Here is a 13,885-nt window from a genome sequence, read left to right as displayed (position 1 = left end):
AGCTGTGCTGACGCCGTCCGCCCGGTGCCGGCCGCGTCCGTGCTCACGGCCCCGGACCTGCTCGCGGACCCGGGGGTGTCGGCGCTCAGGAGACGACCTTCCGTTCCCGCAGTGCGGCCACGTCGCCCGGTGGAACGCCGAGTTCAGCGAGCACCTCGTCGGTGTCGGCGCCCCGCGCGCGCCCGGTGAAGCGGATCTCCCCCGGGGTGCGCGACATCCGCCACATGACGTTGTGCATCAGCAGCGGGCCGAAGTCCTCGTCCTGGACGGTGGTGAGCATGCCGGTGGCCCGGATGTGGGGGTCCCCGGCCAGGTCCCGCGCGTCGTAGACGGGTGCCACCGCGGCCCCCGCCGCGGTGAATTCGGCGATGACCTTCTCCCGGGTGCGTTCCGCGATCCAGCCGCCGACGAGGCCGTCCAGCAGGTCGGCGTGGGCCGCCCGACCGACGCCGGTGGCGAACCACTCCTCCTCGACGGCCTCCGGGTGGCCCACCAGGTGCATCACCCGTTCGGCGATCCGCTGGGCGCTGGTCGAGACGGCCACCCAGTGGCCGTCGCTGGTGCGGTAGGTGTTGCGTGGGGCGTTGTTGGTGGAGCGGTTGCCGTGCCGCTGTCCGACGATGCCCAGCTGGTCGTAGACCGTCGGCGCGGGGCCGACGGCGGCCATGATGGGCTCGATGAGGCTCATGTCGACGACCTGGCCCCGGTGTTGCGGGTCGCGTTCCCGGGCGAACAGCGCCATGGTGGCGGCCGAGGAGGCGGCGATCCCGCAGATGGTGTCGGCGAGGCCGAAGGCCGGGAGGGTGGGCGGGCCGTCGGGCTCACCGGTGAGGTGGGCGAAACCGCTCATGGCCTCGGCGAGGGTGCCGAAGCCGGCCCGGGAGGCGTAGGGGCCGCTCTGCCCGAAGCCGGTGATGCGTACCACCACCAGGCCGGGGTTGATCCCGTGCAGGACCTCGGGACCCAGGCCCCAGCGCTCCAGGGTCCCGGGGCGGAAGTTCTCCACCAGGACGTCGGCGCGCTCCACCAGGCGGCGGAGGAGAGCGGCGCCGTCCGGGTCGGAGAGGCTGAGGCCGACGGTGCGCTTGTTGCGGGAGATCTCCTTCCACCACAGCGGTACGCCGTCCTTGGACTCGCCGTGGCCGCGCATCCCGTCCCCGGCGACCGGGTGCTCGATCTTGATCACGTCGGCGCCGAAGTCGCCGAGCAGTTGCGCGCACAGCGGTCCGGCCAGGATGGTGGAGGCGTCGATGACGCGGATGCCGCGCAGCGGACCGGTGGCCGCGGCCGGCGTACCCTCGCCGCGAACGGCCTGCGCCGGTGTGGTCATGGTGTGTCCTTTCGTTCCCCGGCGGTGTCCCGCACGGCGCCGAGGTCGGCGGAGATGTCGGCGGCGGCCCGGGCGACCCACTCGCCGAGCCGGCTGCTGCTGGCCTCCTCGAACATGGCCCTGGTCCCGCACACCGACACCGAGCCGACGACCTGTCCGATCGGGCCGTGCAGGGCGGCGGCCACGCTGGCCGCCTCCACCTGCCGCTCCCCCACGCTGACCGCGTAGCCGGCGGCCCGGATCACGGAGATCTCGTCGCGCAGGGTCTCCGCGGAGGTGATGGTGGCGTCGGTGACGCCGTCCAGGCTGTGGTGGGTGATGTAGTCCTCCACCTCGGTGTCGGGGAGGGCGGCGAGGATGGCCTTGGAGGAGGAACCGGCGTGCAGCGGGTGGCTGGTGCCGAGCGCCACGGACATCCGGATCTCCTGGTGTGACAGGACCTGGTCGACGTAGACCCGGGACCAGCCCTGCCGCACCGAGAGCGTCGAGGTCTGGCCGGTCCGCCCGGACAGCGCGACCAGGTGGCGGTGGGCGACGGAGGCGATGTCGAGTTCACGCATCGCGGCCAGCCCGATGTTCAGGGCGCCGGGGCCCATCCGGTAGACCTTGGTGTCCTCGTCGAAGGCGAGGAAGTTCCCGGCCACCAGCTCGCGCAGGATCCGGTGGGTCACCGCTTTGGGCAGCCCCGTCTCCCGGGCGATCACCGAGACCCCCTGCGCGTGGGCGGCCCGGGCAATGGCGTCGATCACCGCGAGCGCACGGGCGATCCCGGAACGGCTGCGGCTGCTCTGCTGTTCGGCGTCATCGATGGTCATGGGGAACCTCGGTCGTTCGGTCGGCCCGCGCACACGGGCCGACGGGAATGGGTCACTGCGGTGGGGCGGCGGCCGACCGCGTCAGGAGCCGCCGGTCACCTCGGTGGTGACCTCGATGTTGCCCCGAACCGCCCGGGAGTAGGGGCAGATGGTGTGAGCCAGCGCCACCAGGTCCTCCAGGGTCCGCTGCGGGCACTCGGGCGCGCCGACGCTCAGCCGGGCCGCGATCGCGTAGGTCCCGTCCGGCACGGCGCCGAGGGTGACCGACGCGGTGACGGTGACCGGCCCGGTGGTGACCCCCCGGCGCCGCCCGGCCACGCCCAGCGCCCCGCCGAAGCAGGCGGCATAGCCGGCGGCGAACAGTTCCTCGGGGTCGGTGCCGCCGTCGCCGTCCTGACGCCGGGCCGGCCGTGTCAGGCCGATGTCCAGGGCGCCGGTGCGGGAACGGGCCCGGCCGGACCGGCCGCCCGTCACGTCCACCACGGCGGTGTGGACGGGGGTGAACCCGGGCTCGGCCGGGGCGCCGGCGGGTCCGGCGGCGCTCGTGTGGGCCAGCACATGGGCGGCGACGGCGTCCGCGAACTCCTGCGGCCGCTCCTCGGCGACGAAGTCGCCGCCGCCCTCGATCCGGACCAGCGGGGCGTCCGGGAAGGCCGCCGTGACCACGTCGTTCATCCGGTCCAGTACGTCGTCGCCGCCGTGCAGCAGCAGCGTCGGCACGCCCTTGAGCGCGGCGGTGTCCGGCCGGTGCGCGAAGACCGCGCGGTAGGCGACACCGTAGTCCGGGCCGACGCTGAGGTATTCGGCGACCTGGCGGCTGCACGACTCGGCGGAGATGCCCGGGTAGAGCCCGCGGATCCGGTCCCACACGACCTTCAGATGGGCGCCGTCCGGGGCGGGGGTGTATCCGGGGGCGTAGTGGGCGGCCTTCTCGGCGCGCTCCTCGTCGTCGTAGAGCGGAATGCCCTGGAAGATCAGGCTCAGCACCCGGTCGCGCCGCCGGCGGGTGGCCTCGGCGCAGATGATCGCGCCCGTGTGCTGGCCGAGGAAGTGCACCTGGTCCAGGCCGAGTTCGTCGACGATCCGCCACAGTGCCGTCGCGTACTCGGGGATGGACCACTGCTCGGGGGTGGCGTCCGACATCCCGAAGCCGGGGATGTCGAGGGCGACGGTGTTCAGTCCGTGCGCGGCGAGCGCGGCCATGGCCGGCTCGTAGGTGGCCGAGGACAGCGGCGACTGGTGGACGACGACCAGCGCGGGGCCGTCGCCCTCGCCGGAGCGGCGGTAGTGGACCTGGCCCCAGGGCAGTTCGAGGTAGCCGCGCCGGGAGGTGCCCCGCAGGTGGGTGGCGTGCGGGGCGGTGGGGGTGGCGGTGCTCATGCGGTCACCGCCATGGCGGCCATGATCCTGACGATGTGCTTGACGCCCATGCGGTAGTCCTCCAGGCGGATGTGTTCGTTCGGGCCGTCGATGCCGGCGTCGGCGCGCGAGACACCCACGCCCACGATGGGTATTCCGGCCAGCACACCCTGGTTGCCGATCCACTGGGTGTACGGCTCGATCAGCGGCTCGGCGTCGTAGGCGACGCGGGCGGTCTCGGCGACCAGGGCGACGAACGGATCGGTGTGGTCGGTGATGTGGGAGCGGCTGGTGGCCAGCACCTCGACGGCGATGTCCCCGAAGCCGCCGTCGGCGAGGTGTGAGCGGACCGCCGTCAGCACCCGCTCGGGGTCCTGGCCGGGAACGAGGCGGATCTCGACCTTGGCGGAGGCGGTGGCCGGGATGCCGAGGGTGATGTCGTCGGTGTTGTCTCCGCCCTGTATGCCGGTGATGGTGAGGGTCGGGACGGTACGGATGGCGACGGCGGCCTCGGTGTCGCTCAGGCCGCCCTTGAAGGCGGCGACGCCCGCCCGGTGCTTCAGGAACGCGCCGTCGAACGGCATCCGTTCGAGCAGGGCACGCTCGGCGTCGGTGGGAACCCGGGCGTCGTCCGCGAAGCCCTTGACGGCGGGGGTGCCGTCCGGGTGGGCGAGGGTCGCCAGGGCGGCGGTCAGCCGGGTGGTGGCCGAGGGCAGCAACGCCGTGTTCTGGCTGGTCAGTTCGCGGGTCAGGGTGGTGGAGGTGAGACGGAGGTAGAGGATGCCCTTCTCGCCCAGCTTCAGCAGCGGGCGCCCCGCGCCGTCGCACCAGGAGTTCTCCCACAGGGCGGCGTCGGCGGTGAGCCGGTCGGCGTGCGCCGCGACGAAGCTCCCGAGTCCGGGGCTGTGCAGCCGCTGCTTGCCCTCCATGATGTACCGGCTGGTGACCGGGGGCTGCTGGCCGGAGAGCCGCCAGGCGGCCGCGGCGTGCACCCGGGACATCAGGGCGCCCTTGTCGTCGGCGACCCCCCGGGCGTAGAGCCGGCCGTCGTGGATCTCGGCCGCGTACGGCGGGCTGATCCAGTCGGCGTCGTCGCCGGTGGGCTCGACCTCCACGTCGTAGTGGTTGAAGTGGAGGAGGCGCGGCGAACCGCCGCCGATCTCGCCGAGGACGTACGGGTGGGAGTGTTCCCAGGCGATGACGTCGGCGGTGCCGCCCCGGCGTTCCACCGCGTTCTTGAGGAACTCGGCGGTGGCGGCCATCTGTTCGGGCTCCTGGCGTCTGCTGCGGATGCGGCACAGCTGCTGAAGCTCGGTGACGAAGGTGTCGAAGTGCTCGTCCACCGCTGCGAGGGCGGCGTCGAGGTCGAATGCGGGCATGCGGGGTGCTCCAATTCCGGGGCCGTGGTCAGTGGATGACGGCTCCGCCGTCGACGAAGACCGTCTGACCGGTCGTCATGGCCGCTGCCGGGCTGAGGAGATGGGTGACGGTCAGGGCGACGTCGAGGGGGGTGGCCATCCGGCCGAGCGGGATACTCGCCATCTTGTCCGCCATGTACGCCTCGTCCGCGCGGACGTCCTCGGTCATTCCGGTCGGCACGATGGTCGGTCCGACGGCGTTGACCCGGATGTTGTCGGGGGCCCATTCCAGGGCCAGTACGCGGGCCATGTGCATCACCCCGGCCTTGCTGACGCAGTAGCCGAGGGTGTCGAGGACCGCGATGTGACCGTTGGTGGAGCCGACGTTGACGACGCTGGCCAGGCCGGCGGCGCGCAGCGCCGGGTAGGCGGCCTGCGACATCCGGAAGGTGCCGGTGAGGTTGACGTCGAGGACCCGGGTGAAATCCTCCTCGCTCATCGTGGCCGCCGGTCCCCGGCTGACGATCCCGGCGTTGTTGACCAGGTGGTCCAGCCGTCCGTGGGCCGCGACGGCCTCCCGCACCACCCGGCGGCAGGAGGCCGCGGAACGGACGTCCAGCCGGTGCCGGGTGTGGCCGCCGTCCGCCGGGAGGGCGTCCTCCCAGCGGTCCTCGGGGACGATGTCGGCGGCGGCGACGGTGGCACCGAGCCGGGCCAGCCGGGCCGCGACCGCGGCGCCGATACCGCGGGCGGCCCCGGTCACCAGGGCCACCCTCCCGTCGAACCGTACGGGGTCGGCCGGGGCGGTCGGCGGGCCGGGGACAGCCGCACCGTCGCTCATGCGCCGATCACCGTGTTGTCCTCCGCCCAGAACGCGAACCGTTTGCGGGCCTGCCGGATGATGAAGTGGGCGATCAGGCCGAGGACCGACAGGACCACCAGCACCGCGAACATCCCGGCGATGTCGAAGTTGTAGTTGGTCTGCAGCAGCAGGTACCCCAGGCCCTCCTTGGCTCCGATGAACTCGCCGACGACCGCGCCCAGGATGGCGAAGACGATGCCGATGTCGAGGCCGGCGAAGATGAACGGCAGCGCGCTGGGCAGCCGCACCCGGCGGAAGACGTCGAACTTGCTCGCCCCGAAGACGGTCAGCATCTGCACCCGGTCGGCGTCCGCCGACCGCAGCCCCTCGACCACGTTGACCAGCATCGGGAAGAAGGAGATGACCGCGGCCATCACCACCTTGCTGGTCATCCCGAAGCCGAACCAGACGACGAACAGGGGCGCCAGGGCCACCTTGGGCACGGTCTGGAAGGCCACGATGTACGGCATCAGGGTCTTCTCCACCAGCCTGATCTGGGATATCGCGGTCCCCAGCACCAGCGCGGCGGCGACCCCCACCGCGAAGCCGTACACCGACTCCAGCAGGGTGACCTTCATATGGGTCCAGAACAGGGCGTCGGTGAGCTGGGTGCCCAGCGCGTCCACGATCCGGGTGGGGCGCGGCAGCACGTACTCGTCCACCCCGAGGGCCGGGACCAGGTACTCCCAGGCCAGCACCACGAGCACGAAGACGCCGGGCACCAGCACCCATTCGGGGTGGTCCCGCAGGTCTCGCCGGCGGCGGGCGGCGGGCGCCTTGAGGGCTCCGGCCGCGGGCGTACCGGCGTGCGGGGCATCGCGTCCGGCGCCGACGGCGTCGTCGTCCTGGGTTTCCTTCGTCGTCGTCATCAGCGGCCTCATCAGTCGATCACGCCGTGGGCGTTGAAGTGCGTGCGGATCCGCTCGACATGGACGCCGGCCCGGTCCGAGGCCATGACGCTGAGGTCGCGCGGGCGTTCGAGATCGATGTCGATGACCTCGGCGATCCGGCCCGGGCGGGGGGTGAGGACGACCACCCGGTCGGAGAGGAACACCGCTTCGGGGATGGAGTGGGTGACGAGGACGACGGTCTTGCCGCTCTCCCGCCAGATACGCAGGAGTTCGACGTTCATGTACTCGCGGGTCATGGCGTCGAGCGCGCCGAACGGCTCGTCCATCAGCAGCACCGCCGGGTCGTGGACCAGGGCCCGGCAGATGCCCGCCCGCTGCTGCATGCCGCCGCTGAGCTCGTCCGGGTACTTCTCGGCGAACCCGTCGAGCCCGACCATGTGCAGCAGCGCGGCGGCCCGCTCGCGGTAGACGGACCGGTCGAGACGCTGGACCTCGACCGGCACCATCACGTTCTGCAGGATGGTGCGCCAGGGCAGCAGGGTGGCCGCCTGGAAGACCATGCCGACCTCGGGCAGCGGTCCGTGCACATCACGCCCGGCGACCCGGACCGTCCCCTCGGACTTGGGGATCAGCCCGGCGAGGATCTTCAACAGGGTCGTCTTGCCGCAGCCCGAGGGGCCGACGACCGAGATGAACTCGCCCCGCCTGACGTTCAGCTCGATGTCGGACAACGCGTGGGTGGGTTCGGACTTGCGGGGTCGGTAGATCTTGTGCAGTCCGTCGATCTCGATCCAGTGGTTCTCATCGACGTCCGGTGCGGCTGCCACACCCGGGCGACGACCGAGGCTCTTCATGACCACGGTGGCCTCCTTGTCTCCTTGCTCCTGGCGCCCCCGCCGCTACTCGGCGGCGCTCTTCGCCTTGCTGATCACGGCTGCCGCGTCGAAGTCGTTGACGTCCTTGAGCAGGCTGTCGTCCCACATCTCCTTGAGATCCGGGGCCTTGGCGATGGTCCCGGAGGACTTCATGTAGGCGGCGGTCCTGTTCCACGCCGCCTCGCTGACGGCACCCCAGTCCGTGTAGGACTCCGGTTCGCCCTCGGCGGGGACGGCCGTCCTGACCCAGGCTTCGAGGATCGCGGTGTCGTCCTTGATCCGGTCGTCGGCCTGCTTGCCGGAGAGGATCGCCGGGAAGACGGTGTAGCCGTCCCGCATGGCGGCCTCGGGGTTGACGGCGGAGAACAGCAGCCCCTTGTAGGAGGCCCGCAGGAAGCGGATGATCTCGTCCCGCTTCTTCCGCAGGGTGTCCGTGCGCACTACGTAGGTCAGGGAGCGGATGCCGTCGAAACGCTCGCCGTTCTCCAGGTAGGTGAACTTCTTGCCGCTCAGTTCCAGGGTGGTGTACGCCTGGGTGTACAGCGCCAGCGCGTCCACCTTGCCGCCCTCCAGCGCGGACAGCGCCTGGCTGCCGACCCCGACGGGCACCAGGTCCACGTCCCTTTGCGGGTCCAGGCCGGCGTCCTCGGCGAAGGCACGGGCGTACGGGGCCGAACCGGAGGCCAGGCTGATGACGCCGATCTTCTTGCCCTTGAGGTCCGCCGCGCTCTTGACGTCGCTGCCCGGACGGGTGGCGATCCGCCAGGGCCAGTTCTGCACCAGGCCGCCGACGGCCACGACCGGGACGCCCTTCTCGCGCGCGGCCAGGATGGCGCTCGCGTCGGCGGGGGTGATGTCGGCGCTGCCGGAGGCGACCGCCTGGACCGCGGCGACCGAGCCGTCGGTGTTGATGGTCTTGACGTCGAGGTTCTCCTCGGTGAGGAAACCCTCTTCCTTGGCGACCGAATAGGTGGCGACCTCCTCCTTCGGGCCGATGACGGCGGAGGCGATGGCCATGTCGAGGGTCGCGGTCCCCTTCCCCGAGGCGGACTGTGCGGAGTCGGCGCCGCCGCAGGCGGTGAGAGCGGTCATGGCGGAGAGGACCACGGCGCCGGCGCCGAGTCTCAGGGCGTGCTTCATGTGCGGTACCTCTGCTGTTCGTGGAGTGGGCCTGTCAGTCGCTGACCGGGGCGCCGGTCCCGTTCCCGGCGAGATCGTTGTAGACGTGCTGTTCGGCGATGAGCCCGTCGCGCAGCACGAAGACGTCGGCGTAACGGATGCCTTCGAAGGGTTCTCCGGCCCCGTCCTCGCCGTAGAGCGTGCCGAGCGAGGTGACGGTCACCAGACCGTCCTCGGTCCGGCCCTCGAAGTACCGGTCGCGGTGCTTGCGCACCCACTGGTACCGGCCGTGCTGGGCGGTGGCCATCTGCGGGAGGGAGCCGTAGCGGTGGCCCCCGGGGAAGACCATCAGGGCTCCGGGGGCGAGCAGCGCACCGGCCGTGTCCAGGTCGCGGTCCTCGCAGAGCTGGAGGTACCTGTCGACCGTTGCGGCGGGGGTGAGCGGCACGGCGGTCATCAGCCTGCCCGCTTGTCCAGGGTCGCTTCCCACTGGTCACGCAGCGGACGCTCGGCCGGCCCGGACTCGGTGATGATCCGCATCAGCCGGGCGATCAGTGCTTCGCGCCGGTTGTCCAGCGCGCGCTGCTCGTCCTCGGTGGGTTCCAGGGCGTCCAGTTCGCCACCGGCCAGCACCCGGTGCCGGACCAGCAGGGCCTCCATGGCGTGCAGGCGCTGGTTGGTGACGTGCAGTTCGGTGCTGACCTGGAGCAGCAGGTCGAACAGCTTGCCGGTGTTGCGGTCGTGGAAGTAGTCGAATTCCTCGGTCACGCTGGCCTCACTTCTCCGGCTTGGCGGCGGTCAGGACGGCCCAGGGGAAGTGCCACTCGCGGCGGTCCCCCCAGCCGTCGGGGCGCTTGCCCTCGCGGCGCTCGTCGAACGGCGTCCAGTGGGCGTCGCTCAGGCCCGCCTCGGCACAGACACCGGTCAGGTCGGTGGCGAACAGGTGGCGGAAGAAAGGCTCGTTGTTCCGCTCGGCGTGTTCGTAGATGGTGGCGTCGCGGAACGGGTCGCCGGTGGTCTGGAATTCCAGGAAGCTCATGGTGCCGCCCGGCTTCAGCAGCCGGGCCGCCTCGGCGACGATCTCGCGGACGGCCTCGGTGGGCATCTCGTGCAGCACCATGGTGCCGGTGACCACGTCGCAGGAACCGTCCTCCAGGCCGGTGGCGCGGCCGTCCGCCTGGAGGTAGGTGATGGCGGCACCCTCGGCCTCGGCCTCGGCGTGTGCCAGGCGCAGGCCGGGGGCGGCCAGGTCGATGCCGATGACCTCGGCCCCGGGGTATCTGCCCACCAGGGGGCGGGTGCTCTTGCCGAAGCCGCAGCCGATGTCGACGATCCGGGTGGCGCCGGGCGTCTCGGGCAGTGCGGTCTCGGTGAACAGCCGGTGGAACTTGTAGCCGTCGTTGTCGCGGAGCATCACGATCCGGGCGCCCAGTTCGTAGACGTAGCCGCTCAGGTCGTCGGAGTAGAAGCTGCCGGGCTGGATGTGGATGTCGTAGTCCGTGTACCAGCCGGGCAGTTCCAGGCCGGGGTCGAGCACCAGCCGCCCCTTGGGGGCGCCCGGGACCTCGTCCAGTTGCTCGCGCAGGCTGTCGCCGCGGTTGACGACGGCCTCGCCGACCGTCTTCCACAGCATCTTCTGCTGCACCCGTTCCAGGTGGCTGTACCAGGGGTACAGGCTCAGCTCCCGCATCCGGTCGGTGGCACCGTCCACGGTGCCGGCCAGCGGGCCGGTGGCCGCGTACTCCTCGGCGAGGGCCGGGTAGACGGTGTCGGACCAGCGCTTGCGCAGCGCCAGGATGAAGTCCACCGACGAGCGTTCGTCGAGGGTGAGCTGATCCTCGATGTCGATCATGTTTCTCTCCTTGTTCGGACGGGTCGGCCGGGGCGTGCGGAGCCGGGAACGGCCCGAGGAGGACGCGGCGGCCGTCCGGGGCCGTGCCGGCAGGTGCGGATGCGACGGGGGCGCCAGGCGCAATGCCCCGGACCGGTGCCCGCGCGGCGTGCGGAGCGGGCCGGGCGGCGGGAGCGGTCCGGTGCGACCGAGTGAACGTCAGGCAATGCCAAGGGACATGAGGGAGCGTCAGGAGACCGGCGTGCGACGGGGATTGCCCGTCACCGGGGTGGGCCTGTGGATCCGCCGGCCGTTCGACGGACCGGTGAGCCGGTCGAGCGGCGGGGCGTTGCGTGCGGCGTGGCGGTGTTGGGGCCTGAGGTCGGGGCGACCGGGGGCGGTCGTCAACGGAGCTGGGCGAGGAGTCCGGCGCCGCTGACGGCGTCGGTCAGGAAGGTTCCGGCGAGCCGGCCTTCGTACACGGCCTCCAGCGCGGTGCGCGGGGCGTTGGCGTCGCCGACGACATGGACGCGGGGGGCGTCGTCCCGGGCGTCCAGCGCCCGGTACAGTCCGTCGTCGGCCACCGGCAGTCCCACGTCCACGATGCCCGTGACGCCGGTGAGTTCTTCGGTGTGGCCGCCGAGGGTGTCGCGCAGGACGACGGTGTGCCCCCGGGCGGCGGCCACGTCCCGCATGAGGTGCGGCCTGATCCCCAGCTCCCCGAGCCGGCTGGTGAGCGCCAGCTTGGAGTAGGTGGTGATCTTCGAGGCGAACGAAGCGGTGGGTGACAGGATGTGCACCCGCGCGCCGGCGCGGGCGAGCGCCTCGGCGAGGGAGGCCGCGGCCCAAGTGCCCTGCTCGTCGCGGACGAGCACGGTGCCGCGCAGCGGGGAGCCGTCGTCACCGAGCGCGGCGACCGCCTCCAGCACGTCGAACACGGGTGGTCCGCCGGGCAGTCGGCGCTTCGCCCGGCGTGCGCCGGTCGCCACGATCACGTCGTCGAAGCCGTCGAGCCGCCCGCCGGGCAGGAGTTCGGCCGCCGTGACCCGGTCGCCCAGCCGTACGGCCACGGCGCAGTCGGCGAGTTCGCGGGCCAGGTCGGTGACCAGCAGGCCGAGCCGTTCCCTGCCGGGCACGGTGGCCGCGACGGAGATCGTCCCACCCAGTGCCCGGCCGGCCTCGGCGAGGGTGACCTCGTAGCCGGCCCGGTACGCGGCCAGGGCGGCCTCCATCCCGGCGGGTCCGCCGCCGACGACCAGCACGCGCCGGGTGGTGGCGGGGGCGTCGGAGCCGTCGCCGGGGTGCGGCACGGCCCTGACGCGGGCCCACTCCCGTTCGGCGCCGACCTCCGGGTTGACCACGCAGGCGATCGGCAGGTTCGCCTCCAGCCGTCCGACGCAGCCCTGGTTGCAGGCGACGCAGGAGCGTACGTCGTGCGGACGGCCCTCCTCGGCGCGGCGCACCAGGTGCGGGTCGGCGATGTGCGGCCGGGCCAGCCCGACGAGGTCCGCCTCCCCGGCGGCGAGCACCTCGGCCGCTTCCGGGAGGCTGTCCAGCCGGCAGACGGCCAGCACCGGCAGATCCGGGAACTCCCTTTTGAACAGGGCCGCGTGGTGGCGGAACTGCGCGTGGGCGAAGCTCATGTCCGCCATCTGGGTGCCCAGGGAGTAACTGCCGTGGTAGGCGGCGTGGCTGGCGTGCACATACAGCAGGGGGAAGTCGCGCCGCAGCAGGCCGACGATCTCCACCATGTCCGTCGGGGTGAGCCCGCCCGGCAGGAACTCGTCGGCGCTGATGCGGATGCCCATCGGCAGGCCCGGTGCCCGCGCCAGCACCTCGGCCAGCACCTCGCGGGTGAACCGGAGCCGTCCTTCCAGGCTGCCGCCGTAGGCATCGGTGCGGGTATTGGTGAAGGGCGACAGGAACTGCTCCATCAGGTGGCCGTGGCCGAGGTGGATCTCCACGCCGTCGTAGCCGGCCTGCTGCATCCGCCGGGCGGCGGCGCCGAAGGCGTGGACCACCGCGGAGATGTCCTTACGGCCCATGGCGTGCGGGATGTGCACCCCGGCGGCCCAGGGGGTGGTGCCCGGCGACCAGGCCGCGGTGCGGGTGGCGTCCCCGTTGGCCTGCCGGCCGGTGTGGAGCAACTGGGCGAACAGGTGGGTTCCGTGGAGCCGCACCGCGTCGGCGATGGCGGCGTAGGCGGGGACCGAGGAGTCGTCGAAGCTGCCGAGGCTGATGTGCCGGCCCGCGCTGGTCGGGTGGACCCGGATGCCCTCGGTGATGATCAGGCCGACTCCGCCGCGGGCGCGCTCGGCATGATAAGCGGCGTGGCGTGCGGTGGGGCGGTTGTCATGGCCGAAATTGGTCGTATGGCCGGGCACGAAGACCCGGTTGCGCAAGCGGACCCGGTCGAGGTTGAACGGCGACAGCAGGATCTCGACGTCCGATGATGTCACCTTGCTCCCCTCCTCTCCGAAAACCCGCACCCGCCGCTGTTCCAGTGGCAGGTACGCCGTTCGATTGAACGGAACACTAGGAAGCGCCAGTTGCCGGGTCAATCGAGACTCACGGGTAACTTATCTTGTTAACATCTGGCCGATTTCGGCTTCTTCGGCGGCCTGGACGACCGGGCCGACAGGACCACGGGGAAACCGCAGGTGGGGATTCCGTCAAGGGCCATGAGCACGCGGGGCGATGGGGCGCGCGCACCGCGCGGACGCCGCATCTGATTGTCGACCACCGGCCGCATTCGTTACCTGGACGCCCGGCCTCCGCTCCGGCACAACGGCCCACGGGGGGCGCGGCCGTCATCGGAAACGGGCGGTCCCTCCCCTGCGCATGTCGGCAGAGGAGGGACCGCTCGGTTCCAGTGGAGAGAGGGTTGGTGGCTTGTTACACGGCGGCTCCGGCGTTGCGGCGGCGGCGGATCAGGAGGAAGCCGCCGAGGGCGGCCGCGGCGGCCGCGCCACCGATGGCCGGGTTCATGACCGGGATCCCAGGGACCTCGGTCTGGACGCAGGAGTTGTTGTTGTCCATGTTGGGGTCGGGCTCCGTACCCGTGACCTTGACGCAGTTGTCGAGGACGACGGTCTGCTGGGGGATCGGCGCGTTGGCGCGGACGGTGATGGTGTGGCTCTCACCGACGGCCAGCGGACCACCGCTGCAGGTCAGGGTGCCGGCGGCGATACCGCAGTCGGCGTTGGAGGTACGGGCGTTGGTGACCCCGTCGGGCAGCGGGTCGGTGATCGTCCAGCGGGTGGCGGTGTTCGGCCCGTTGTTGGTGACGATGATCTGGTACTCGATGTCCTCGCCCGGACCGACCTTGGCCGGACCGATCTTGATCACGGACAGGTCGGCCTGCGGGTTGGTGAACCCGAAGTCGGCACCGTGGTCGTTCTGGCCGGCGCCCTTCGGGGTGACCTCGACGGCCGGGAACGGGTTGCCCGACGTCTCACCACTGGAGTCGACCTGGTCGTTGTCAC

Annotated in this window: 13 protein-coding genes; all 13 read right to left on the bottom strand. The window is 71.7% G+C overall.

What is annotated here, in order from left to right; translation table 11 throughout:
- Positions 1–85: 85 nt before the first annotated feature.
- Entirely contained in the window at positions 86–1,330 is a 1,245-nt protein-coding gene (locus tag CTZ28_RS16375; RefSeq protein ID WP_121890151.1) for a CaiB/BaiF CoA transferase family protein, read from the bottom strand.
- Positions 1,327–2,145 carry an IclR family transcriptional regulator gene (locus CTZ28_RS16370; protein WP_121890150.1) on the bottom strand — a complete coding sequence of 273 codons (819 nt, stop codon included), beginning with the start codon at positions 2,143–2,145 and terminating at the stop codon, positions 1,327–1,329. The genes CTZ28_RS16375 and CTZ28_RS16370 overlap by 4 nt, the downstream gene beginning before the upstream one ends.
- An 81-nt stretch (positions 2,146–2,226) precedes the next feature.
- Positions 2,227–3,525 (bottom strand): Ohr family peroxiredoxin, encoded by a 1,299-nt coding sequence (locus CTZ28_RS47695; protein WP_121890149.1) that lies wholly within the window; start codon positions 3,523–3,525, stop codon positions 2,227–2,229.
- Positions 3,522–4,883, bottom strand: coding sequence for a M20/M25/M40 family metallo-hydrolase (locus tag CTZ28_RS16360; protein ID WP_121890148.1), 1,362 nt, complete (start codon positions 4,881–4,883; stop codon positions 3,522–3,524). The genes CTZ28_RS47695 and CTZ28_RS16360 overlap by 4 nt, the downstream gene beginning before the upstream one ends.
- A gap of 28 nt (positions 4,884–4,911) precedes the next feature.
- Complete coding sequence (locus CTZ28_RS16355; protein ID WP_121890147.1) at positions 4,912–5,703, bottom strand: SDR family NAD(P)-dependent oxidoreductase; 792 nt, start codon at positions 5,701–5,703, stop codon at positions 4,912–4,914.
- Complete coding sequence (locus tag CTZ28_RS16350) at positions 5,700–6,593, bottom strand: ABC transporter permease (protein WP_259471654.1); 894 nt, start codon at positions 6,591–6,593, stop codon at positions 5,700–5,702. The genes CTZ28_RS16355 and CTZ28_RS16350 overlap by 4 nt, the downstream gene beginning before the upstream one ends.
- Before the next feature lie 11 nt (positions 6,594–6,604).
- Positions 6,605–7,429: an ABC transporter ATP-binding protein gene (locus CTZ28_RS16345; protein WP_121890146.1), complete on the bottom strand. Its 825-nt coding sequence runs from the start codon at positions 7,427–7,429 to the stop codon at positions 6,605–6,607.
- 45 nt (positions 7,430–7,474) lie between these two features.
- Entirely contained in the window at positions 7,475–8,590 is a 1,116-nt protein-coding gene (locus CTZ28_RS16340; protein WP_121890145.1) for an ABC transporter substrate-binding protein, read from the bottom strand.
- 34 nt (positions 8,591–8,624) lie between these two features.
- Positions 8,625–9,026 carry a nuclear transport factor 2 family protein gene (locus CTZ28_RS16335; protein WP_121890144.1) on the bottom strand — a complete coding sequence of 134 codons (402 nt, stop codon included), beginning with the start codon at positions 9,024–9,026 and terminating at the stop codon, positions 8,625–8,627.
- Complete coding sequence (locus CTZ28_RS16330; protein WP_121890143.1) at positions 9,026–9,337, bottom strand: hypothetical protein; 312 nt, start codon at positions 9,335–9,337, stop codon at positions 9,026–9,028. The genes CTZ28_RS16335 and CTZ28_RS16330 overlap by 1 nt, the downstream gene beginning before the upstream one ends.
- A 7-nt stretch (positions 9,338–9,344) precedes the next feature.
- Positions 9,345–10,421 (bottom strand): class I SAM-dependent methyltransferase, encoded by a 1,077-nt coding sequence (locus CTZ28_RS16325; protein ID WP_121890142.1) that lies wholly within the window; start codon positions 10,419–10,421, stop codon positions 9,345–9,347.
- Positions 10,422–10,804: 383 nt separating this feature from the next.
- Complete coding sequence (locus tag CTZ28_RS16320; RefSeq protein WP_121890141.1) at positions 10,805–12,859, bottom strand: oxidoreductase; 2,055 nt, start codon at positions 12,857–12,859, stop codon at positions 10,805–10,807.
- A gap of 436 nt (positions 12,860–13,295) precedes the next feature.
- A partial coding sequence (locus tag CTZ28_RS16315) for a DUF11 domain-containing protein (protein WP_147481157.1) occupies positions 13,296–13,885 on the bottom strand: 590 nt, incomplete at its 5' end.

The sequence above is a fragment of the Streptomyces shenzhenensis genome, assembly GCF_003688995.1.
Lineage (GTDB): Bacteria > Actinomycetota > Actinomycetes > Streptomycetales > Streptomycetaceae > Streptomyces > Streptomyces shenzhenensis_A.
This window is presented reverse-complemented; position numbering and strand designations above follow the sequence as displayed.

Excerpts from the sequence above, each read along its gene's own strand:
- CTZ28_RS16375 (WP_121890151.1), bottom strand. The coding sequence starts at position 1,330 with ATGACCACACCGGCGCAGGCCGTTCGCGGCGAGGGTACGCCGGCCGCG.
- CTZ28_RS16370 (WP_121890150.1), bottom strand. The coding sequence starts at position 2,145 with ATGACCATCGATGACGCCGAACAGCAGAGCAGCCGCAGCCGTTCCGGG.
- CTZ28_RS47695 (WP_121890149.1), bottom strand. The coding sequence starts at position 3,525 with ATGAGCACCGCCACCCCCACCGCCCCGCACGCCACCCACCTGCGGGGC.
- CTZ28_RS16360 (WP_121890148.1), bottom strand. The coding sequence starts at position 4,883 with ATGCCCGCATTCGACCTCGACGCCGCCCTCGCAGCGGTGGACGAGCAC.
- CTZ28_RS16355 (WP_121890147.1), bottom strand. The coding sequence starts at position 5,703 with ATGAGCGACGGTGCGGCTGTCCCCGGCCCGCCGACCGCCCCGGCCGAC.
- CTZ28_RS16350 (WP_259471654.1), bottom strand. The coding sequence starts at position 6,593 with ATGACGACGACGAAGGAAACCCAGGACGACGACGCCGTCGGCGCCGGA.
- CTZ28_RS16345 (WP_121890146.1), bottom strand. The coding sequence starts at position 7,429 with ATGAAGAGCCTCGGTCGTCGCCCGGGTGTGGCAGCCGCACCGGACGTC.
- CTZ28_RS16340 (WP_121890145.1), bottom strand. The coding sequence starts at position 8,590 with ATGAAGCACGCCCTGAGACTCGGCGCCGGCGCCGTGGTCCTCTCCGCC.
- CTZ28_RS16335 (WP_121890144.1), bottom strand. The coding sequence starts at position 9,026 with ATGACCGCCGTGCCGCTCACCCCCGCCGCAACGGTCGACAGGTACCTC.
- CTZ28_RS16325 (WP_121890142.1), bottom strand. The coding sequence starts at position 10,421 with ATGATCGACATCGAGGATCAGCTCACCCTCGACGAACGCTCGTCGGTG.